Annotated in this window: 22 protein-coding genes; 15 read left to right on the top strand and 7 right to left on the bottom strand. The window is 67.6% G+C overall.

Translation table 11 applies throughout. The features are described 5' to 3' along the window. Positions 1–60 precede the first annotated feature (60 nt). From ffh to rpmE, 9 genes are all read left to right on the top strand, one after another. Positions 61–1,557, top strand: a complete 1,497-nt coding sequence (gene ffh / locus NBE95_RS08055; protein ID WP_289893392.1) for a signal recognition particle protein — start codon at positions 61–63, stop codon at positions 1,555–1,557. After that, entirely contained in the window at positions 1,558–2,088 is a 531-nt protein-coding gene (locus NBE95_RS08060; protein WP_289893393.1) for a GNAT family N-acetyltransferase, read from the top strand. It begins immediately after the preceding gene. Positions 2,089–2,176: 88 nt separating this feature from the next. Further along, on the top strand, positions 2,177–2,473 hold the full coding sequence (locus NBE95_RS08065) for a chorismate mutase (RefSeq protein WP_019353403.1): 297 nt from the start codon (positions 2,177–2,179) through the stop codon (positions 2,471–2,473). A 51-nt stretch (positions 2,474–2,524) separates the two neighbouring features. Continuing rightward, positions 2,525–2,899, top strand: a complete 375-nt coding sequence (rpsP, locus tag NBE95_RS08070; protein ID WP_289893394.1) for a 30S ribosomal protein S16 — start codon at positions 2,525–2,527, stop codon at positions 2,897–2,899. Between the two features lie 6 nt (positions 2,900–2,905). Beyond that, positions 2,906–3,409 carry a ribosome maturation factor RimM gene (rimM, locus tag NBE95_RS08075; protein WP_289893395.1) on the top strand — a complete coding sequence of 168 codons (504 nt, stop codon included), beginning with the start codon at positions 2,906–2,908 and terminating at the stop codon, positions 3,407–3,409. After that, positions 3,406–3,741 (top strand): hypothetical protein, encoded by a 336-nt coding sequence (locus tag NBE95_RS08080; RefSeq protein WP_289893396.1) that lies wholly within the window; start codon positions 3,406–3,408, stop codon positions 3,739–3,741. Before rimM ends, NBE95_RS08080 begins: the two co-directional genes overlap by 4 nt. Continuing rightward, complete coding sequence (trmD, locus tag NBE95_RS08085; protein ID WP_289893397.1) at positions 3,738–4,601, top strand: tRNA (guanosine(37)-N1)-methyltransferase TrmD; 864 nt, start codon at positions 3,738–3,740, stop codon at positions 4,599–4,601. Before NBE95_RS08080 ends, trmD begins: the two co-directional genes overlap by 4 nt. 16 nt (positions 4,602–4,617) lie before the next feature. Beyond that, positions 4,618–4,998 carry a 50S ribosomal protein L19 gene (gene rplS / locus NBE95_RS08090; protein WP_289893398.1) on the top strand — a complete coding sequence of 127 codons (381 nt, stop codon included), beginning with the start codon at positions 4,618–4,620 and terminating at the stop codon, positions 4,996–4,998. A gap of 11 nt (positions 4,999–5,009) precedes the next feature. Further along, positions 5,010–5,231, top strand: a complete 222-nt coding sequence (gene rpmE, locus NBE95_RS08095) for a 50S ribosomal protein L31 (protein ID WP_019353473.1) — start codon at positions 5,010–5,012, stop codon at positions 5,229–5,231. A 133-nt stretch (positions 5,232–5,364) separates the two neighbouring features. Here rpmE and NBE95_RS08100 read toward each other — a convergent pair whose 3' ends face one another. Both NBE95_RS08100 and NBE95_RS08105 read right to left on the bottom strand, forming a co-directional pair. Continuing rightward, positions 5,365–5,571: a hypothetical protein gene (locus NBE95_RS08100; RefSeq protein WP_289893399.1), complete on the bottom strand. Its 207-nt coding sequence runs from the start codon at positions 5,569–5,571 to the stop codon at positions 5,365–5,367. After that, positions 5,568–6,080 (bottom strand): hypothetical protein, encoded by a 513-nt coding sequence (locus NBE95_RS08105; RefSeq protein ID WP_289893400.1) that lies wholly within the window; start codon positions 6,078–6,080, stop codon positions 5,568–5,570. Before NBE95_RS08105 ends, NBE95_RS08100 begins: the two co-directional genes overlap by 4 nt. A 13-nt stretch (positions 6,081–6,093) precedes the next feature. Between NBE95_RS08105 and NBE95_RS08110 the strand changes: the two genes are divergently transcribed. From NBE95_RS08110 to NBE95_RS08120, 3 genes are all read left to right on the top strand, one after another. Further along, complete coding sequence (locus NBE95_RS08110; RefSeq protein WP_289893401.1) at positions 6,094–6,876, top strand: division plane positioning ATPase MipZ; 783 nt, start codon at positions 6,094–6,096, stop codon at positions 6,874–6,876. Positions 6,877–6,945: 69 nt separating this feature from the next. After that, on the top strand, positions 6,946–8,115 hold the full coding sequence (locus NBE95_RS08115; protein ID WP_289893402.1) for an efflux RND transporter periplasmic adaptor subunit: 1,170 nt from the start codon (positions 6,946–6,948) through the stop codon (positions 8,113–8,115). Then, positions 8,112–11,180: an efflux RND transporter permease subunit gene (locus NBE95_RS08120; protein WP_289893403.1), complete on the top strand. Its 3,069-nt coding sequence runs from the start codon at positions 8,112–8,114 to the stop codon at positions 11,178–11,180. Before NBE95_RS08115 ends, NBE95_RS08120 begins: the two co-directional genes overlap by 4 nt. Before the next feature lie 100 nt (positions 11,181–11,280). Here the strand turns inward: NBE95_RS08120 and NBE95_RS08125 are convergent, their stop codons facing one another. The 5 genes from NBE95_RS08125 to NBE95_RS08145 all read right to left on the bottom strand — a co-directional run bounded on the left by NBE95_RS08125 (position 11,281) and on the right by NBE95_RS08145 (position 16,843). Further along, entirely contained in the window at positions 11,281–12,582 is a 1,302-nt protein-coding gene (locus NBE95_RS08125; protein WP_289893404.1) for a pyruvate dehydrogenase complex dihydrolipoamide acetyltransferase, read from the bottom strand. Positions 12,583–12,594: 12 nt separating this feature from the next. After that, a complete protein-coding gene (locus tag NBE95_RS08130; protein WP_289893405.1) occupies positions 12,595–13,959 on the bottom strand; it encodes a pyruvate dehydrogenase complex E1 component subunit beta in 1,365 nt (454 codons plus the stop codon). A 12-nt stretch (positions 13,960–13,971) separates the two neighbouring features. Beyond that, positions 13,972–15,003, bottom strand: a complete 1,032-nt coding sequence (gene pdhA / locus NBE95_RS08135) for a pyruvate dehydrogenase (acetyl-transferring) E1 component subunit alpha (protein WP_289893406.1) — start codon at positions 15,001–15,003, stop codon at positions 13,972–13,974. A gap of 220 nt (positions 15,004–15,223) precedes the next feature. After that, positions 15,224–15,517: a septum formation initiator family protein gene (locus NBE95_RS08140; protein ID WP_289893407.1), complete on the bottom strand. Its 294-nt coding sequence runs from the start codon at positions 15,515–15,517 to the stop codon at positions 15,224–15,226. Between the two features lie 24 nt (positions 15,518–15,541). After that, a complete protein-coding gene (locus NBE95_RS08145) occupies positions 15,542–16,843 on the bottom strand; it encodes an acetylornithine deacetylase/succinyl-diaminopimelate desuccinylase family protein (RefSeq protein ID WP_289893408.1) in 1,302 nt (433 codons plus the stop codon). Between the two features lie 104 nt (positions 16,844–16,947). Here NBE95_RS08145 and NBE95_RS08150 point away from each other — a divergent pair, with 104 nt between their 5' ends. The 3 genes from NBE95_RS08150 to deoC are packed head-to-tail and all read left to right on the top strand — an operon-like array spanning position 16,948 to position 18,848. Continuing rightward, positions 16,948–17,229 (top strand): hypothetical protein, encoded by a 282-nt coding sequence (locus NBE95_RS08150; RefSeq protein ID WP_289893409.1) that lies wholly within the window; start codon positions 16,948–16,950, stop codon positions 17,227–17,229. 11 nt (positions 17,230–17,240) lie between these two features. Continuing rightward, positions 17,241–17,900 (top strand): DUF1523 family protein, encoded by a 660-nt coding sequence (locus NBE95_RS08155; RefSeq protein ID WP_289893410.1) that lies wholly within the window; start codon positions 17,241–17,243, stop codon positions 17,898–17,900. Between the two features lie 3 nt (positions 17,901–17,903). Next, positions 17,904–18,848 (top strand): deoxyribose-phosphate aldolase, encoded by a 945-nt coding sequence (gene deoC / locus NBE95_RS08160; RefSeq protein WP_289893411.1) that lies wholly within the window; start codon positions 17,904–17,906, stop codon positions 18,846–18,848. Position 18,849: the final 1 nt, after the last annotated feature.

Here is an 18,849-nt window from a genome sequence, read left to right on the forward strand (position 1 = left end):
GGGGGCGTCACTGTTTATTCGCGCCCCTTGCGGGCAACGGCAACCATTGGAGGGCCGCCGATGTTTGAAAACCTGTCCGACCGCCTTGGCGGCGTCTTCGACCGGCTGACCAAGCAGGGTGCCCTGTCCGAGGAGGATGTCGCCGCCGCCATGCGCGAGGTGCGCGTCGCGCTGCTGGAAGCCGACGTCTCGCTGCCGGTCGCGCGCAGCTTCGTGAAATCCGTCACCGCCAAGGCCACCGGCAGCGCCGTCACCAAGTCGATCACCCCCGGCCAGCAGGTGGTCAAGATCGTCCATGACGAGCTGATCAAGGTGCTGCAGGGCGAGGGCGAGCCCGACGCGCTGCGCATCGACAATCCGCCGGCGCCGATCCTGATGGTCGGCCTGCAGGGCTCGGGCAAGACCACCACCACGGCCAAGCTGGCCAAGCGCCTCAAGGACCGCGAGAAGAAGCGGGTGCTGCTGGCCTCGCTCGACACCAACCGCCCGGCCGCCATGGAGCAGCTGGCGATCCTGGGCCAGCAGATCGGCGTCGACACCCTGCCGATCGTCCCGGGCGAGAATGCCGTGCAGATCGCGAAACGCGCCAAGCAGCAGGCGACGCTGGGCGGCTATGACGTCTACATGCTCGACACCGCCGGCCGGCTGCATATCGACGAAGTGCTGATGGACGAGGTGCAGGCGGTCCGCGACGTGGCCAACCCGCGCGAGACGCTGCTGGTCGTCGACGGGCTGACCGGCCAGGACGCGGTGAACGTCGCCACCGAATTCGACGGCAAGGTCGGCATCTCGGGCGTGGTGCTGACCCGGATGGACGGCGACGGCCGCGGCGGTGCGGCGCTGTCGATGCGCGCCGTGACCGGCAAGCCGATCCGCTTCGTCGGCCTTGGCGAAAAGATGGACGCGCTGGAAGCCTTCGACGCGCAGCGCGTCGCCGGCCGCATCCTCGGCATGGGCGACATCGTCGCGCTGGTCGAGAAGGCGCAGGAGGTGCTGGAGGTCGAGCAGGCCGAGCGCATGATGAAGCGCTTCCAGAAGGGTCTGTTCAACATGAACGACCTGAAAGGCCAGCTCGAACAGATGATGAAGATGGGGGGCATGCAGTCCATCATGGGCATGATGCCCGGCATGGGCAAGATGGCCAAGCAGGCCGAGGCCGCCGGCTTCGACGACAAGGCGATCAAGCGCCAGATCGCGCTGATCAACTCGATGACCAGGAAGGAACGCGCCAACCCGGACCTGCTGCAGGCCAGCCGCAAGAAGCGCATCGCCGCCGGTGCCGGCATGGAAGTGTCGGAACTGAACAAGCTGCTGAAGATGCAGAAGCAGATGGCCGACACGATGAAGAAGCTCGGCAAGATGGGCAAGGGCGGGATGCTGAAACAGGCCATGCGCGCCATGACCGGCAAGGGCGGCGGGCTGCCCGACATGGCCAATGTCGATCCCGAGAAGATGGCCGAGGCGACGAAGATGCTGCAGGATCCCAAGGGGTTGGGCGGCGATCTGGGCAAGCTGAACCTGCCCGGCGGGCTCTCGGGGCTGTTTGGGAAGAAATAAGTGGTCACGCTCTCCGACACGCCCGTGCTGACGACCGAACGCCTGGTCCTGCGTGCCCCGCAGGCCGGCGACTGGCCGGTCTGGCGTGACTTTGCGGCAAGCGAACGCTCGGCCTGGGTCGGCGGGCCGCTGCTGGCGCCGGGCCTCGCTTGGCGCGCCTTCGGCCATATCGTCGGCCATTGGGTGCTGCGCGGCTACGGGCTGTTCACCGTGACCGACCGCGCAAGCGGCGCCGCGCTGGGCGGGGTCGGGCCCTGGTTTCCCGACGGCTGGCCCGAGCCCGAGATCGGCTGGACGCTGTGGGATGCCGGTGCCGAGGGCAGGGGCATCGCGCATGAGGCGGCGCTGGCCGCCCGCGACTTCGCGGCGCGCCGGCTCGGCTGGACGACCGCCGTCAGCTATATCCTGCCCGCCAACGACCGCTCGGCCGCGCTGGCCCGGCGGCTGGGCGCGCAGCGCGATACCGCGGCCGCACATCCCGGCACCGAACCCTGCGCCGTCTGGCGCCACCCGGCGGAGGCCTTCGCATGAGCGACGGGCGCTGCATCCGCGGTGTACGCCCGGTGTACGGGCGGTGGACAGCCGCCCTGAACGAAATCAACGTCTTGGAGATTTCCGCGTGACCAATGACGCCGCCCGCGCCGCCGCTCTGTTGAAAGAGCATCGCGCCAGCATCGACCGTCTGGACGCGATCCTGGTCTATACGCTGGCCGAGCGCTTCAAGCACACCCAGAACGTCGGCCGCCTCAAGGCCGAACACGACCTTCCTCCGTCCGATCCCGCCCGCGAGGCAAGCCAGATCGAGCGGCTGGAACGCCTCGCGCGCGAGGCCGATCTCGACCCGGAATTCGCGCGCAAATTCCTGAATTTCGTGATCGCCGAAGTGATCCGGCATCACGAACGGTACCACGTCTAGGATGCGTTGCCGCGCATCCGCCAAACCCGCCATTCCAAAGGAGAAATCGCAATGGCAATGAAAATCCGCCTGGCCCGTGGTGGCTCGAAGAAACGCCCCCATTACGCCATCGTCGCCTCGGACTCGCGCATGCCGCGCGACGGCCGCTTCCTCGAGAAGCTGGGTGTCTACAACCCGCTGCTGCCCAAGGATTCGGAAGAGCGCATCAAGATGGATCTGGAGCGCGTCCAGTACTGGCTGGGCCAGGGCGCGCAGCCGACCGACCGCGTCGCCCGCTTCCTGGAAGCCGCCGGCGTGAAAGAGAAGGCCGAGCGCAAGAACCTGAAGAAGGGCGAGCCGGGCAAGGCCGCGAAAGAGCGGGCCGAGAAGCGCGCCGCCCGCGAGGCCGCCGCCAACGCCCCGGCCGAAGAAGCCGCTTCGGAATAATCCGGCATGGCCGAGCGGATCTGTGTCGGCGCGATCGCGGGCGCCTTCGGCGTCCGGGGCGAGGTGAGGCTCAAGAGCTTCACCTCGGAACCTTCTGATATTGCTGCCTATGGTCCGCTCTGGTCCGAGGATGGAAAGCGCTTCTTCACGGTCCGGCTGAGCCGGCCGGTGACCGGGGGACTCGGGGCCCGGCTCTCGGGCGTCGAGACGCGCGAACAGGCCGAGGCGCTGAAGGGCGTGACGCTTTGGGCCGACCGTGACCGGCTGCCGGCGCTGCCGGATGACGAATTCTATCACACCGACCTGATCGGGCTTTCCGTCTACGACACCGGCGGCAAGCTGATCGGCAAGGTCCGGGCCATCTACGACCATGGCGCGGGCGACATTCTCGAGATCTTCGGAACGGGCCGCCAGACAGTGTTGCTGCCCTTCACCCGCGCCTTCGTGCCGACGGTGGACATCGCTGCCGGGCGCATCATCGCCGACCCGCCGGAAGAGGAACAGGAATGACGCGCATTGCATTGTTCTCCATCGGTTTTCTTCTCATGCTCGCCGGCCCGCTGATGCAGGGTCTCTCGGGCAGCGAGAACCCGAACGCCTATATCTTCGCGCCGGTCATGCTGGCCGGGATCATTCCGCTGCTGGCCGGGCAGGCGCTGTCGCCCAGCCCGCGGCTGATGGCGCAGGCCATCCTGATCTGCGGCGCGCTCTGCATGGGCGCCTGGTATCTGGGCACGCTGTTCGCGCCGATGACGCTGCCGCCCGCCGCGCCGGTCGGCACCGCCATCCTGGGGGCGCTGCTGGTGGTGGCCGGCAATTTCCTGCTGCGCCGCGACGCATGAGCACGCCGCCGAAATCCCACGCGGCGAAATCCCATGGCCGGCTTACCATCAGCGCCAGCCTGCAGCCGCGGGACCTGATGGCCGAGCCTCGGGTCAAAGGCGCGTGGACAGCGCAGGTCGTCACCCTGTTTCCCGAGGCTTTCCCGGGGGTTCTGGGGCTTTCCTTGACCGGGCGGGCGCTGGCCGAAGGGCTGTGGAACCTGCGCAGCATCGACCTGCGGCCCTTCGGCATCGGCCGGCACCGCAATGTCGACGACACGCCGGCGGGCGGCGGCGCCGGCATGGTGATCCGCCCCGACGTGATGGACGCGGCGCTGCGCGAGGCGGGCGGCGACCTGCCGGCCATCTACCTGTCGCCGCGCGGCAAGCCCTTCACCCAGGCCCGGGCGCGGCAACTGGCCAACGGTCCCGGCATGACGCTGATCTGCGGCCGGTTCGAGGGCGTGGACCAGCGCGTGCTGGACGCCCATGGCGTCGAGGAGATCAGCATCGGCGATTACGTCCTGACCGGCGGCGAACTGGCCGCTCAGGTCTTGATCGACGCGACGGTTCGCCTTATACCGCGCGTGCTGGGGAATCAGGAATCTCTGGCCGAGGAATCCTTTTCCCCGGACCAGGGCGGCCTGCTGGAACATCCGCAGTACACGAAGCCCGCCCTTTGGGAAGGCCGCGCGATCCCGGACGTGCTTCTGTCCGGCAATCACGCGGCTATTGCCAGTTGGCGGCGCGACATGGCCGAAAGGCTGACCAAGGAACGCCGCCCCGACCTGTGGCGGGCATATGAGGAAACTCGTATGGACCCGGCAAAGGACCGACAGCTCTCGGGCGCATCAGACCAATCGCGGGGCTACCGCGAGTAACCGAAGGAACAAAGCGATGAACCTGATCGCCCAGATCGAAGCCGAGCAAATCGCCGCGCTCGGCAAGGAAATCCCCGATTTCAAGGCCGGCGACACCGTGCGCGTCGGCTACAAGGTGACCGAAGGCACCCGCACCCGCGTGCAGATGTACGAAGGCGTGGTCATCTCGCGCAAGGGCGGCGGCATCGGCGCCTCGTTCACCGTGCGCAAGATCTCGTTCGGCGAGGGCGTCGAGCGCGTCTTCCCGCTCTACTCGACCAATATCGACTCGATCACCGTGGTGCGCCGTGGCCGTGTCCGCCGCGCCAAGCTGTACTACCTGCGCGATCGCCGCGGCAAATCGGCCCGCATCGCCGAGGTCAGCAACTACAAGCCCAAAGCCGAAGCCCAGGCCTGAGGAGACGCGCCATGAAAGCAGAGATTCATCCCGACTATCACTTCATCACCGTGAAGATGACCGACGGCACCACCTATCAGGTGCGTTCGACCTGGGGCAAGGAAGGCGACACCATGTCGCTGGACATCGATCCCAGCGTGCACCCGGCATGGACCGGCGGCTCGGCCAAGCTGATGGACACCGGCGGCCGGGTGTCGAAGTTCAAGAACAAATATGCCGGCCTGGGCTTCTGAGTCCACCGCGCCCGGATCTGCAAACGCCGCCCTTTCGGGCGGCGTTTTTCGTTCCGGGGGATGGTGGGCGATCCCCGGCGGAAGGCGATCACCGCCGGCATGCCCGATCATAAGCCCCGATCAGAAGGCCCGATCAGAAGGCCGGGCCCAGGATCGGCATCCAGCCCGGCGCCCGCGTCGGCCGGTTCAGCGGCAGGCCGGTCAGCGGCCCGTTGCCGGTGTCGATCATCACCCGGCCGTCGCGATATTGGCGCAGCACCGGCCCCTGCACGCTTTGATAGGCCGAAAGCGCGATGGTCGCATAGGGGCGGGCGGGCGTGCGGAAAGCGGCGCGGATCATTGCAGGGCTCCTTTCCTGTCGAGGCGGTGGATGGCGGTGCCCCAAAGCGCGGGGTCGCGGTCGCGCATCAGGTCCCGGGCGGTCCTGAACGGTTCGCAGGTGATCAGCCGCAACGGAATCTCCGAGATCCGATGCGGCTTGCCCGTGCGGCGGTCGATCAGGCTGACCGCATAACGGGGCGGGGCGAGCATGGCGGCCCGCAGCGCGCGATCGGCAAAGGCCGACAGATGGTGCCGATAGGTCATCTTTGGCTCCTTCCCTTGGCTGACCTGCCGGTTTGGTCCGGCAGACATATGACGACATAGTCGGTCGTATTTTTCAAGATAAATCTCGACCTGTTGTGTCGTGATGAAAGAATGAAGCTGGAACAGAAGGTTGCGCGACGGCCCCAAGGCTTGCAACGGCAGTGCGCCGCGCGGAAAAACGCCGCCGCGGCGGCGATTCGCGCCGATGCGGCGCTTTTCATCGCGCCGGGCGCGGCCTATGGTCCGGCGCGAGGTGGCGGGCATTTCCGGGGGATTCGTGGCGCATATCATCGTTGTCGGAAACGAGAAGGGCGGTTCGGGAAAGTCCACGACCTCGATGCATGTGGCCACCGCGCTGGCGCGCATGGGCCATCGGGTCGGGGCGCTGGACCTGGACCTGCGCCAGCGCAGCTTCGGACGCTATCTTGAGAACCGCGTGCATTTCGCCCAACGCGAGGGACTGGATCTGCCCACGCCGATCCTGGGCCATCTGGCGCCCGAGCCCGAGGCGGACAGCGATCCGCTGTCCCAGGCGGTGGCGGCGCTGGAGGCGGAATGCGATTTCATCCTACTGGACTGCCCCGGCTCGCACACCCGGCTTAGCCAGATGGCGCATACGCTGGCCGATACGCTGATCACGCCGATGAACGACAGTTTCGTCGATTTCGACCTGCTGGCGCGGCTTTCGCCCGAGGGCCGGATCCTCGGCCCGTCGATCTATGCCGAGATGGTCTGGTCCGCCCGCCAGCTGCGCGGCGAGGCGGGGGCGGGACCGATCGACTGGCTGGTGCTGCGCAACCGGCTGGGCACCCAGGCGATGCACAACAAGCGCAAGGTCGGCGGCGCGCTGGCGACGCTGTCCAAGCGCATCGGCTTCCGTGTCGCGCCGGGCTTCTCCGAGCGGGTGATCTTCCGCGAGCTGTTTCCGCGCGGATTGACGCTGTTGGATCTCAAGGACATCGGCACGGAACAGCTCAACATGTCCAACATCGCCGCCCGGCAGGAACTGCGCGACCTGATCGGCGAATTGAGCTTGCCCGGCGTCAGCGTTTCCTTCTGATCCGCGGCCGGCATTGTTGCTGGCGGCGGGCACCATTATGTTGCGCCGGAGATTGGTTTGGAGGGGACGATGACCGCAGCCTGCCGGATCACCCGGGCCGCGATGCTGGCCCTTGCCCTGTCCCTGTCGGGACCGGCACTGACGGCCATGGCCGAAACGGCCGGCGCGGTCGAACAGTCCGAACTGCCCGTGGTGACGCTGGCGCGGGCCGAGAGGACGCCGATCGAGGCGCGGGTGCCGGTCTCGGGCTCGCTGATCGCGCGGCAAGAGGTGCAGGTCCATGCCCATGTCGCGGGCTACGAGATCACCGGCATCGAGGCCGAGGTCGGCGACCGCGTGAAAGCCGGCGCGGTGCTGGCCCGGCTGGCGGACGAGGCGCTGTCGGCGCAGCTGGCCCAGGCCGAGGCGGAATACCAGCGTTCCGAGGCCGGGATCAGCCAGGCCGAAAGCCAGATCGCCAGCGCCGAGGCGACGCTGACCGAGGCCACGGCAGCACTGGCCCGCACCCGCAGCCTGCGGCAAAGCGGCAATGCCAGCCAGGCGGTGCTGGACCAGGCGATCGCGGCCGAGGCCTCGGCGCGGGCGGCCGCGGCTTCGGCGTCGGACGGGCTGGGCGTGGCGCGGGCGCAGCTGGCCCAGGCCGGCGCGAGCCGCCGCATCGCGCGGCTGAACCTGGGTCATGCCCGCATCACCGCGCCGGTCGATGGCGTGGTGGTGGCGCGCACCGCGCGGCTGGGCGCGATCTCGGGCAGCGGCGGCGAGCCGCTCTTCACCCTGATCGCCGGCGGCGAGATCGAGCTTGCGGCCGATGTGATCGAGACGGCGCTGTCGCAGCTGACCGCCGGAGACCCGGCCGAGATCCGCGTGGCCGGGCTGGGCGAGGTCCGCGGCAGGCTGCGGCTGGCGCCGGCGGCGGTCGACCCGGTGACGCGGCTGGGTTCGGCGCGGATCGCACTGGACCCCGATCCGCGGCTGCGCACCGGGCTTTTCGCCAGCGGCTGGGTCATCACCGACCGGCGCGAGGCGCTGACCGTGCCCAGTTCGGCGATCCTGGCCGATGACCAGGGCGAGCGCGTGCAGGTGGTCACGGCCGGCCGGATCGAGACCCGCCCGGTGAAGGCCGGGCTGATCTGGCAGGGTCGGCGCGAGATTCTGGAGGGCCTGGCGCCGGGCGAGCAAGTGGTGGCGCGCGCCGGCGCCTTCTTCCGCAGCGGCGATCAGGTGCAGGCCGCGCCATGAACTTCTCGGCCTGGTCCATCCGCCATCCGGTGCCGCCGATCGCGGTCTTCCTCGTGCTGCTGTTGATGGGGTTCTACAGCTTCAGCCGGCTGGCGGTCACCGCCATGCCGAATATCGACCTGCCGCTGGTCAGCGTCGTGGTCGGCCAGCCGGGCGCCGCGCCCAGCGAGCTGACCCGGCAGGTGATCCAGCCCATCGAGGATTCCATCGCCTCGATCACCGGCGTGCGGCACATCACCTCGTCCGCGACCGACAGCGCGGCCCGCATCTATGTCGAGTTCGAGCTGGAGACCGATACCGACCGTGCCGTGAACGATGTTAAGGACGCGGTGGCCAATGTCCGCGCCGACCTGCCCGAATCGATCGTCGAGCCGCTGGTCCAGCGCATCGACATCAGCGGCATGGCGATCCTGACCTATGCGGTCAGCAACCCCGGCATGAGCATCGAGCAGCTGTCGGATTTCGTCGACGACGTGGTGTCGCGCGACCTGTCCACCGTGCCGGGCGTGGCCAGCATCACCCGCATCGGCGGCGCCGACCGGCAGATCAATGTCGATCTGGACCCCGACCGCATCATGGCCTTCGGGCTGACGGCGGCCGAGATCTCGGAGCAGTTGCGGGCCAAGAACATCGACCTGGGCGGCGGGCGCGGCGATCTGGCCGGCACCGAATATTCCATCCGCGCCCTGGGATCGGCCGGCGATGTCGGGCGGCTGGCGGCGACGCCGATCCTGATCGGCGGCGGAGAGGCGGGCGGCCGCACGGTGCGGCTGGACCAGCTGGGCAGCGTCAGCGACGGCGCCAGCGAGGAGCGCAAGTTCGCCCTGCTCGACGGCCAGCCGGTGGTGGCTTTCGGCGTGTTCCGCGCCAGCGGCGAATCCGATCTGAAGGCCGGCGACGGCACCAAGGCCCGCATCGCCCAGATCGAGGCCCGCCATCCCGGCACCCGGATCACCCTGATCGACGACGCGACGACCTATACATCGGGCAGCTATCACTCGACCATGGAGACGCTCTACGAGGGTGCGGCGCTGGCGGTGATCGTGGTGTTCCTGTTCCTGAGGAACTGGCGGGCGACGCTGATCGCCGCCGTGGCGCTGCCCCTGTCGATCATCCCGACCTTCTTCGTCATGCATTGGCTGGGCTTCACGCTGAACGGCATCAGCCTGCTGGCGATCACCCTGGTCACCGGCATCCTGGTCGACGACGCCATCGTCGAGATCGAGAACATCGTGCGGCACATCAACATGGGCGTCCCCGCCTATCAGGCCAGCATGGAGGCCGCGAACGAGATCGGCCTGACCGTCATCGCCATCAGCTTCTCGATCGTCGCGGTCTTTGCCCCGGTCAGTTTCATGGGCGGGATTCCAGGCCAGTATTTCAAGCAGTTCGGGCTGACCGTCGCGGTCTCGGTGCTGTTCTCGCTGCTGGTGGCGCGACTGGTCACCCCGATGCTGGCCGCCTATTTCCTGCGCGACAACACCCGCCTGGCCGAGGAGCGGGACGGGCCGGTGCTGCGCAGCCTGATGGCGGTGCTGGCCTGGACGCTGCGCCATCGCGGGCTGACATTGCTGATGGGGCTGGGGGTCTTCATCGGCTCGATCTGGTCCGCCACGCTGCTGCCGACCGAGTTCATCCCGGCCTCGGATGTCGGCCGCAGCCAGATCACCATCGAACTTCCGCCCGGCGCCACGGTGTCGGAAACCGAAGCCGCGGCGCGGATGGTTTCGCAGCGCATCAAGGCGGTGCCCGAGGTGCGCTCGGTCTTCGTCAACGGCGGCGAGGACGACGTGGCCAAGGCCGAGCTGATGGTCAATTACGGCCCCAAGGAAGAACGCGAGCGGTCGAGCTTCGTCATCGAGGACGAGCTGAAGCACGACCTGGCGCAGATCCCCGACCTGCGGATCAATTTCCAGAACGAAGAGGGCAATGCCGACCTGTCCATTTCCGTTTTGGGCGACAGCGAGGACGGCGCCGCCGAGGCGGCCGAGCGGCTGATGGCGGCGATGAAGACCCTGCCGGAGCTGGAAGGGGTGAGTTCCTCGGCCAGCCTGCAGCGGCCCGAGATCCAGATCCATCCCCGTCCCGAGGTGGCCTCGCAGCTGGGCGTCACCGCCAGCGCGCTGGCGACGACGCTGCGGGTGGCGACGCTGGGCGACACGGAATCGAACCTGGCCAAGTTCAATACCGGCGACGAGCAGATCCCGATCATGGTGCGGCTGGACGAGGCCGCCCGGCGCGACCTGATGACGGTGCGCAATCTGCGGGTGCCAAGCACGGCCGGGCAATTGCCGCTGGAGGTGGTGGCGGATGTCTCGATCTCGGCCGGGGCGACCGAGATCGGGCGCTATGACCGGAGCTATCGCACCACGGTTTCGGCGAACCTGGCCGGCGGGGCACTGCTGGGGCCGGTCAACGCGCAGGTCACGGCCTTGCAGCAGGAGGTCGAGCTGCCGCTCGGGACCCAGATCCAGCCTTCGGGCGATGCCGAGATCATGGCCGAGGTGTTTCAGGCCTTCACCGTGGCGATGATCTCGGGCGTGCTGCTGACCTATGTCGTGCTGGTGCTGCTGTTCCACAATTTCGTCACCCCGGTCTCGATCCTGATGTCGCTGCCGCTGGCCATCGGCGGCGCGATCCTGGCGCTGTTCCTGACCGGCAATTCCATCAGCATGGCGGTGGTGATCGGATTCCTGATGCTGATGGGGATCGTGACCAAGAACGCCATCATGCTGGTGGAATTTGCGGTCAGCTCCATGGATCAGGGCACGGAAAAGCCGGCGGCGATCCTGGATGCGGTGCACAAGCGTGCCCGGCCCATCGTGATGACCACCATCGCCATGACCGCGGGCATGGTGCCCTCGGCCATCGGCACCGGCGAGGGGGCCGAGTTCAGCTCGCCCATGGCCATCGCGGTGATCGGGGGGCTGCTGCTGTCGACGCTGCTGTCGCTGCTGTTCGTGCCCTCGCTGTTCTCCGTGGTGCATGGCGGGCAGGTGCGGATCGGCGGCTGGCTGCGGCGGCGGATCGGGCTGAATGCGGCGCGGGAGGCGGTCGGCGAATGAGGCCGGGCCGGGGGCTTCGCGCCCCCGGACCCCCGCGGGGTATTTGGAAAACGGAGAAAGGGGGCCGCGAGGCCCCCTTGTCCGTTGGTTTTGCCGGGAATCAGGCCAGCATGCCCATCGGGTTTTCCAGGTGCTTGACGATGGCGTCCAGAAGCTGGGCGCCGAGGGCGCCGTCGATCACCCGGTGATCGACCGAGAGGGTCATCGACATGACGTTGCGGATCACCACCTCGCCGTTTTCCACGACCGGGGTCTGGATGCCGGCGCCGACGGCAAGGATCGCGCCATGCGGCGGGTTGATCACCGCGTCGAAGTTCTCGATGCCGAACATGCCCAGATTCGAGATCGCGAAGCTGCCGCCCTGATATTCATGCGGGGCGAGCTTCTTGGTCTTGGCGCGGTTGGCCAGATCCTTCATTTCAGCGGAAAGCGCCGACAGGGTCTTTTGCTGGGCGTCCTTCAGCACCGGGGTGAAGAGCCCGCCTTCGACCGCCACGGCGACCGCCACGTCCGAGGGCTTCAGCTTCAGGATGCGGTCGCCGGCCCAGACGGCATTGGCATCCGGCACCTCTTGCAGCGCCAGGGCGCAGGCCTTGATGATGAAGTCGTTCACCGACAGCTTCACGCCCCGCGATTCCAGCTGCTTGTTCAGCATGGCGCGGAACTTCATCAGCTCGTCCAGCTTGGCCGAGCGGCGCAGGTAGAAATGCGGGATGGTCTGCTTGGCCTCGGTCAGGCGGGCGGCGATGGTGCGGCGCATGCCGTCCAGCGCCAGCTCGGTGGTCTCGCGGTCGGCATACATCTTGAGCACGGTTTCCGCCGAAAGACCGGCCGGGGCTGCCGCTGCCGGGGCGGCGGCGGCCTTCTGGGGCTCTGCGGCGGCAGCGGGTTTCGCCGCGCCGGGCTTCGCGCCCTCGACATCCGCCTTGACGATGCGGCCATGCGGGCCCGAGCCCGTCACGCCGGCAAGGTCGATGCCCTTTTCGGCCGCGATGCGCCGCGCCAGCGGCGAGGCGAAGACCCGGTTGCCATCGGCCGCCTTCGGCGCCGCCGGGGCAGGGGCCGCCGCCGCTGCCGCAGGAGCGGCGGCTTCGGCTTTCGCGGGTGCGGCTGCCTCGGCTTTCGGCGCCGGGGCCGAGCCGATGTCGGAGGCGCTTTCGCCCTCGTCCAAGAGCACGGCGATGGGCGTGTTCACCTTCACGCCCGCCGTGCCCTCGGCCACCAGGATCTTGCCCACCGTGCCTTCGTCCACGGCCTCGAATTCCATCGTGGCCTTGTCGGTTTCGATCTCGGCCAGGATGTCGCCGGATTTGACCGCGTCGCCTTCCTTCACCAGCCATTTGGCCAGCGTGCCCTCCTCCATGGTCGGAGAAAGCGCGGGCATCAGGATTTCTGTCGGCATCTCGCTTGCTCCTTAACGGTAGGTGACTTTCTTGACCGCCGCCACCACCTCGTCCGAGGTGATCAGCGCGTGCTTTTCAAGATTCGCGGCATAGGGCATGGGCACGTCCTTGCCGGTGCAGTTGATCACCGGGGCATCGAGATAATCGAAGGCGTTTTCCATGATATAGGCCGAGAGGTGGTTGCCGATCGAGCAGACCGGGAAGCCCTCTTCCACCGTCACGCAGCGGTTGGTCTTTTGCACCGAGGCGATCACGGTCGCATAGTCGATCGGGCGCAGGGTGCGCAGGTCGACGACCTCGGCCTCGATGCCCTCGCCGGCCAGTTTCTCGGCCGCGTCCAGCGCATGGGTCATGCCGATGCCGAAGCTGACCAGGGTCACATGCTTGCCGGGGCGCACGATCTTGGCCTTGCCGAAGGGGATGGTGAAATCCTCGAGGTCCGGCACCTCGAAGCTGCGGCCGTAGAGGATCTCGTTTTCCAGGAAGACGACCGGGTTCGGGTCGCGGATCGCCTGTTTCAGCAGGCCCTTCGCGTCGGCGGCCGAATAGGGCATGACGACTTTCAGGCCGGGGATCTGCGCGAACCAGGCGGCGTAATCCTGGCTGTGCTGGGCGGCGACGCGGGCGGCGGCGCCGTTCGGGCCGCGGAACACCATCGGCGCGCCCATCTGGCCACCCGACATGTAGAGCGTCTTCGCGGCCGAGTTGATGATGTGGTCCATCGCCTGCATGGCGAAGTTGAAGGTCATGAACTCGACGATGGGGCGCAGGCCGGCCATGGCGGCGCCGGTGCCGATGCCGGCGAAGCCGATCTCGCTGATCGGGGTGTCGACGACGCGGCGCGGGCCGAACTTGTCGAGCAGGCCCTGCGAGATCTTGTAGGCGCCCTGGTATTCGCCGACTTCCTCGCCCATCAGGAAGACGGTGTCGTCGCGGGTCATTTCTTCTTCCATGGCCTCGCGCAGGGCTTCGCGCACGGTCATGGTCTTCATCGGCGTGCCTTCCGGCCAGTCGGGCGACTGATCCGCGACCGGCGCCGGGGCAGGGGCGGCGGCCTCGGCCGGCGCGGCCGGCGCCTCGGCCCTGGCCTCGGCGGGCGCGGCCTTCGGTGCCGGGGCGGCATCGACGGATTCGCCTTCCTCGACCAGCACGGCGATGGGGGTGTTGACCTTGACCCCCTGGCTGCCTTCGGCGATCAGGATCTTGCCGAGGATCCCCTCGTCGACGGCCTCGAACTCCATCGTGGCCTTGTCGGTCTCGATCTCGGCGAGAATGTCGCCGGATTTCACGCTGTCGCCTTCCTTGACCAGCCATTTGGCCAGCGTGCCTTCCTCCATGGTGGGCGACAGGGCGGGCATCAGGATTTCGGTTGCCATGGTTCCCTCCCCTCAGGCGTTCTGTTCCGCGCCGCCCTGCGGCACTTCCTTGGCGTAGATATCGGTCCAGAGCTCCTCCAGCGGCGGCTCGGGGCTTTCCTTGGCGAATTCGGCCGAGTCGTTCACGATATCCTTGATCTCCTTGTCGATGGCCTTGAGGTCCTCCTCGGAGGCGTGCTGGCCGGTCAGGAGCAGTTCGCGCACATGCTCGATGGCGTCGCGCTCGTCCCGCATCTTCTGCACTTCCTCGCGGGTGCGGTATTTCGCCGGGTCGGACATCGAATGGCCGCGATAGCGATAGGTCATGACTTCCAGGATGTACGGCCCCTTGCCGGCGCGGCAATGCGCCACGGCCTTTTCGCCCGCGGCCTTGACCGCCAGCACGTCCATGCCGTCCACTTGCTCGCCCTTGATGCCGAAGGCCTCGCCGCGGCCGAACAGCGTGGTCGACTTGGTCGAGCGCTTCATCGAGGTGCCCATGGCATATTGGTTGTTCTCGATGACGAAGACCACCGGCAGCTCCCAGAGCTCGGCCATGTTGTAGGTTTCGTAGACCTGGCCCTGGTTCGAGGCGCCGTCGCCGAAATAGACGAAGGTGACGTTGTCGTTGCCCAGATACTTGTCGGCGAAGGCAAGGCCGGCGCCCAGCGGCACCTGCGCCGCGACGATGCCGTGGCCGCCGTAGAAATGCTTCTCGCGGCTGAACATGTGCATCGAGCCGCCCTTGCCCTTGGAATAGCCGCCGATGCGGCCGGTCAGCTCGGCCATCACGCCGCGGGCTTCCATGCCGCAGGCCAGCATGTGGCCGTGGTCGCGGTAGGAGGTGATGCGCTTGTCGCCTTCTTTGGCGGCGGCCTCGAGGCCGACGACGACGGCCTCCTGGCCGATATAGAGATGGCAGAAGCCGCCGATCAGGCCCATGCCGTAAAGCTGGCCGGCCTTTTCCTCGAATCGCCGGATCAACAGCATGTCGCGGTAGTATTTGAGCAGCTCATCCTTGGACACGTTGGACGTGCTCTGCCTGGCTGCGGGCTTTCTGACCATGGGCCTCCTCCTCGGGGCAAGGAATAGTTCAGCGTTAAACTAGTTCTAGGCGAAGCTTTCGGGGGAAGTAAACCGGACTCGTGCATCCGTCCAGAGGGCAGATGCGGAAAGCCGCCGGTCGCCGGGCGCGCGCGAAGGCGGCCGCGCGGCGCCTCGGGCGGGCGGTCGCAGGGGTATTTGGACAACGGTGAAGAAGCGGGGCCAGAGCCCGCGGGAGCGGTCAGCGGATGATGATCTCGTCGGCGCGCACCAGGCCCAGCACGTCGCGGGCGCGTTCGTCCAGCAGGTCGAGATCGAGATATTCGTCCGACAGGCGCCGGGTCAGGTTGCGCATCCGGTCCACCTCGGCCTGCAGCTTGTCGCGCTGCTGGACCAGTTCCTGCGTCTCGGCCTGCAACTGCACCCGCCGCAGGATGCCCGAGGGGCCCTGCACCGCCGCATAGGCGAAATAGACGCCCAGAAGGATCATCACGACGAAGAAGATGATGGCGCTGATCGACAGGCGTTGGGTCATGGTCTGCTCGGTTGTTTCGGGCGATCATGCCACAGGTGCAAAGCGGGGGGAATCCCCCGAAGCGCCGCGCAGGAGGTCGTCGAGCACCAGGGCCATGACGCGGGCGGAATCCCGCATGTCGTCCACGCCCACCCATTCGTCGGGCTGGTGCGCCAGGTCCAGCACCCCCGGCCCGTAGGCGATGCAGTTCTGCAGCTTGCCGATGCGGTCGATGTGCTTCTGGTCGTAGGTGCCGGGGCTGACGACATAGCCGGCCTCGCGGCCCAGCACCCGTTCGATGGCCGCCGCGGTCGAGCGCACCACCGGGGCCTTGCGGTCTGTCATGCTGGGGATGACCTCGAACAGGTCGCGGATCTCATAGGAGAAGCCGGGCCTTTGCGCCTTGACCTTTTCGAGCAGCGCGGTGACCTCGCGCTTCACTTCCGACAGCTCCTCCTCGATCAGGAAGCGGCGGTCGATGGTGATGCGGCAGCGGTCGGCGACGCAGGGTGCCGGCAGACCGGTGAAGTCGGGGCCGAGATCCGGCTCGCCGCCATGGATCGAGTTGATGTTCAGCGTCGAATTCCGCGCGCCTTCGGGGATCACCGGCATCTGCGTGTGTTTGGTCATCAGCAGCGGGAACAGCGTGCGTTCCATTTCCTCCAGCACCGCGCCCATGTGGCGGATGGCGCTGTCGCCCAGGAAGGGCATCGAGCCATGGGCGATGCGGCCATGCGTCTCGATCTCGGCCCACCAGACGCCGCGATGACCCAGGCAGATGCGGTCCTTGTGCAGGGGCTCGGGGATGATGACATGGCCGACATGCGCAAAGGCGCCCTGCTGGGCCAGATAGGCCACGCCGCCGAAACCGCCCGATTCCTCGTCCGCGGTGGCGCTGATCTCGATCTGGCCGGGGTGGTCGGGGTAAAGCGCCGTGAAGGCCTCGGCGGCGATGATGCTGGCGGCCAAGCCCCCCTTCATGTCGCAGGCGCCGCGGCCATAGATGCGGCCATCGGCCAGTTCGGCGGCGAAGGGATCGCGGCTCCAGCCATGGCCGATCTCGACCACGTCGTGATGGCTGTTGAAATGCACGCATTCGCCGGGCGGGCCGCCGCGATGCCGGGCCACCAGGTTCCAGCGCGGGAAAGCCTCGCAGTCGCCGGGCGCGCCATGGGCGCGGATCAGCTCGCAGGTCCAACCCTGCCGTGCTAGCCGCGCCTGCAGGTATTCGCAGATCTCGCGGTAGTTGCGTCCTGGCGGGTTCAGCGTCGGAATGCGGATCAGATCCTGGGTCAGGCGGACCAGGTCGTCGCGGCGGTTCTCGATCTCGAGGGCAAGGGCGTCCATGGTGCAAGGCTAGGCCGGGCGCGGGGGCGCGGCAATGGGGTCATTGACAGTCGCGGCGCGCGGGCCTTCCATGGGGCAGGTTTTTCGCAACCAGGGTCGGCCCGATGATCGCCTTTCTCCGCCTGATCGGCATGGTCCTGGCCGTCGAGCTGATCTTCTATGTGTTGATTTCGATCTACATCCGCAGCCTGCGCCGGGAAGAGCTTGAAAAGGAATGGGATCGCCGCCATCCCGAACGCGCGGGCCCCTCGCCGGAACGCGCCGAGTTCGTGCGGCGTTCGATGGTGGGTTTCGGCAAGACCCTGCGGGCGCGGCTCGTCGGGCTGGTGCTGGTTCTGCCGGTGGTCGCGATCATCGTGATCATCGTGTTCGTGAATTACAACTGAGGGGGGCGCCGATGCGCTGGTTCCTGACCGTCCTTGGAGTGATCTTCGGGATCGCGGTCTTTTCGTTCCTGGACTACACGCTGCCCTCGAAGCAGACGGTCCGCATTACCAACACCTACAACCGCCTGACCGATATCGGCGCGAACCGTATCTTCTATGCCTCGCCCGACACCGGCACGGTGCAGAACGCGCAGGGGCAGCGCGACGTGCGCTTCATCGACACGGTGCGCCTGAACGGCAAGCCCTATGTCTATCGTAACGAGGATACCGGCTGGATCTGGCCGCCCTATTTCAAATACGACAGCTCGAACCTGCATGCGCGGGCGACGGACATGCGCTCGACCGCGGCCAGTCCGGAATGGGTCAGCGTGACCTCTTACGGCTGGCGCATCTCCTGGTTGTCGATCTATCCCAACGCCATCTCGGTGAAGCCGGTGGCGGGGCCCGAGGTCAAGCCCTTCAACTGGGCGGCGCAGATCATCCTGCTGGTGCTGGGGGCGCTGCTGTTCCTGCTCTGGCGCATGTGGAACCAGTTCCGCGAGCGCACCATCGACCCCGCGGTGCGCTCCGCCGACGAGACCTGGGACCGGATCGACGCCCGGGCCGACGCGGCGCGCGACCGGGCGCGCGGGCGCATGCGGCGCTGGTGGGACGGGCTGCGGGGGCGCTGAGCGATGGAGCGCAAGAACCCCGGCACCGATTTCCGCCTCGACTGGTTCGAGACCATCCAGGTCAACACGCCGGCGGCCGAGCGCCGCGCCGCAAGCCTGGCCGCGCGCCGCAGCCTGAAAAAGGAATGGCAGGCGGCCTGGCTTCTGAACGCGGTAGGTTGCATCGACCTGACCACGCTGTCGGGCGACGACACGCCCGACCGCGTGGCCCGGCTTTGCGCCAAGGCGCGCCAGCCCGTCGATGCCGGTCAGTTGGCGGCGCTGGGGGTCGATCACCTGACCACCGGCGCGGTCTGCGTCTATCCGACCATGGTGGCGGCGGCGAAACGGGCGCTGGCCGGCACGGCGATCCCCGTCGCCTCGGTCGCGACCGGCTTTCCGGCCGGGCTGATGCCGCTTGACCTGCGGCTGGCCGAGATCCGCTATGCACTGGACCAGGGCGCGGACGAGATCGACATCGTCATTTCCCGTGCGCTGGTGCTGCGCGGCGAATGGGCGGCGCTTTACGACGAGATCTGCGACATGCGCGAGGCTTGCGGCCATGCCCGGATGAAGGCGATCCTGGCGACGGGCGAGCTCAAGACCCTGGGCAATGTCGCCAAGGCCAGCCATGTCGCCATGCAGGCCGGCGCCGATTTCATCAAGACCTCGACCGGGAAAGAGCCGGTGAACGCCACGCTGCCGGTCAGCTTGGTCATGTTGCGCGCGATCCGCGACTATCGTGACCAGACCGGCTTTGCCGTCGGCTTCAAGCCGGCCGGCGGGTTGAAAACCGCCAGGGACGCGCTGAACTGGCAGGTGCTGATGGCCGAGGAGCTGGGCCGCGACTGGCTGCGGCCGGATCTGTTCCGCATCGGCGCCAGCTCGCTTCTGGCCGATATCGAGCGGCAGATCTCCCATCACGTCACCGGGCGCTATGCCGGCGCCCATCGTCTGGCCGCGGGGTGAA

The organism is Paracoccus sp. TOH (assembly GCF_030388245.1).
Classification (GTDB): Bacteria; Pseudomonadota; Alphaproteobacteria; order Rhodobacterales; family Rhodobacteraceae; genus Paracoccus; species Paracoccus simplex.

What these genes read in the sequence shown, in the direction of transcription:
- ffh (WP_289893392.1), top strand. Translation starts at nt 61, where the DNA reads ATGTTTGAAAACCTGTCCGACCGCCTTGGCGGCGTCTTCGACCGGCTG.
- rpsP (WP_289893394.1), top strand. Translation starts at nt 2,525, where the DNA reads ATGGCAATGAAAATCCGCCTGGCCCGTGGTGGCTCGAAGAAACGCCCC.
- rimM (WP_289893395.1), top strand. Translation starts at nt 2,906, where the DNA reads ATGGCCGAGCGGATCTGTGTCGGCGCGATCGCGGGCGCCTTCGGCGTC.
- NBE95_RS08080 (WP_289893396.1), top strand. Translation starts at nt 3,406, where the DNA reads ATGACGCGCATTGCATTGTTCTCCATCGGTTTTCTTCTCATGCTCGCC.
- trmD (WP_289893397.1), top strand. Translation starts at nt 3,738, where the DNA reads ATGAGCACGCCGCCGAAATCCCACGCGGCGAAATCCCATGGCCGGCTT.
- rplS (WP_289893398.1), top strand. Translation starts at nt 4,618, where the DNA reads ATGAACCTGATCGCCCAGATCGAAGCCGAGCAAATCGCCGCGCTCGGC.
- rpmE (WP_019353473.1), top strand. Translation starts at nt 5,010, where the DNA reads ATGAAAGCAGAGATTCATCCCGACTATCACTTCATCACCGTGAAGATG.
- NBE95_RS08100 (WP_289893399.1), bottom strand. Translation starts at nt 5,571, where the DNA reads ATGATCCGCGCCGCTTTCCGCACGCCCGCCCGCCCCTATGCGACCATC.
- NBE95_RS08105 (WP_289893400.1), bottom strand. Translation starts at nt 6,080, where the DNA reads ATGCCCGCCACCTCGCGCCGGACCATAGGCCGCGCCCGGCGCGATGAA.
- NBE95_RS08115 (WP_289893402.1), top strand. Translation starts at nt 6,946, where the DNA reads ATGACCGCAGCCTGCCGGATCACCCGGGCCGCGATGCTGGCCCTTGCC.
- NBE95_RS08120 (WP_289893403.1), top strand. Translation starts at nt 8,112, where the DNA reads ATGAACTTCTCGGCCTGGTCCATCCGCCATCCGGTGCCGCCGATCGCG.
- NBE95_RS08125 (WP_289893404.1), bottom strand. Translation starts at nt 12,582, where the DNA reads ATGCCGACAGAAATCCTGATGCCCGCGCTTTCTCCGACCATGGAGGAG.
- NBE95_RS08130 (WP_289893405.1), bottom strand. Translation starts at nt 13,959, where the DNA reads ATGGCAACCGAAATCCTGATGCCCGCCCTGTCGCCCACCATGGAGGAA.
- pdhA (WP_289893406.1), bottom strand. Translation starts at nt 15,003, where the DNA reads ATGGTCAGAAAGCCCGCAGCCAGGCAGAGCACGTCCAACGTGTCCAAG.
- NBE95_RS08140 (WP_289893407.1), bottom strand. Translation starts at nt 15,517, where the DNA reads ATGACCCAACGCCTGTCGATCAGCGCCATCATCTTCTTCGTCGTGATG.
- NBE95_RS08145 (WP_289893408.1), bottom strand. Translation starts at nt 16,843, where the DNA reads ATGGACGCCCTTGCCCTCGAGATCGAGAACCGCCGCGACGACCTGGTC.
- NBE95_RS08150 (WP_289893409.1), top strand. Translation starts at nt 16,948, where the DNA reads ATGATCGCCTTTCTCCGCCTGATCGGCATGGTCCTGGCCGTCGAGCTG.
- NBE95_RS08155 (WP_289893410.1), top strand. Translation starts at nt 17,241, where the DNA reads ATGCGCTGGTTCCTGACCGTCCTTGGAGTGATCTTCGGGATCGCGGTC.
- deoC (WP_289893411.1), top strand. Translation starts at nt 17,904, where the DNA reads ATGGAGCGCAAGAACCCCGGCACCGATTTCCGCCTCGACTGGTTCGAG.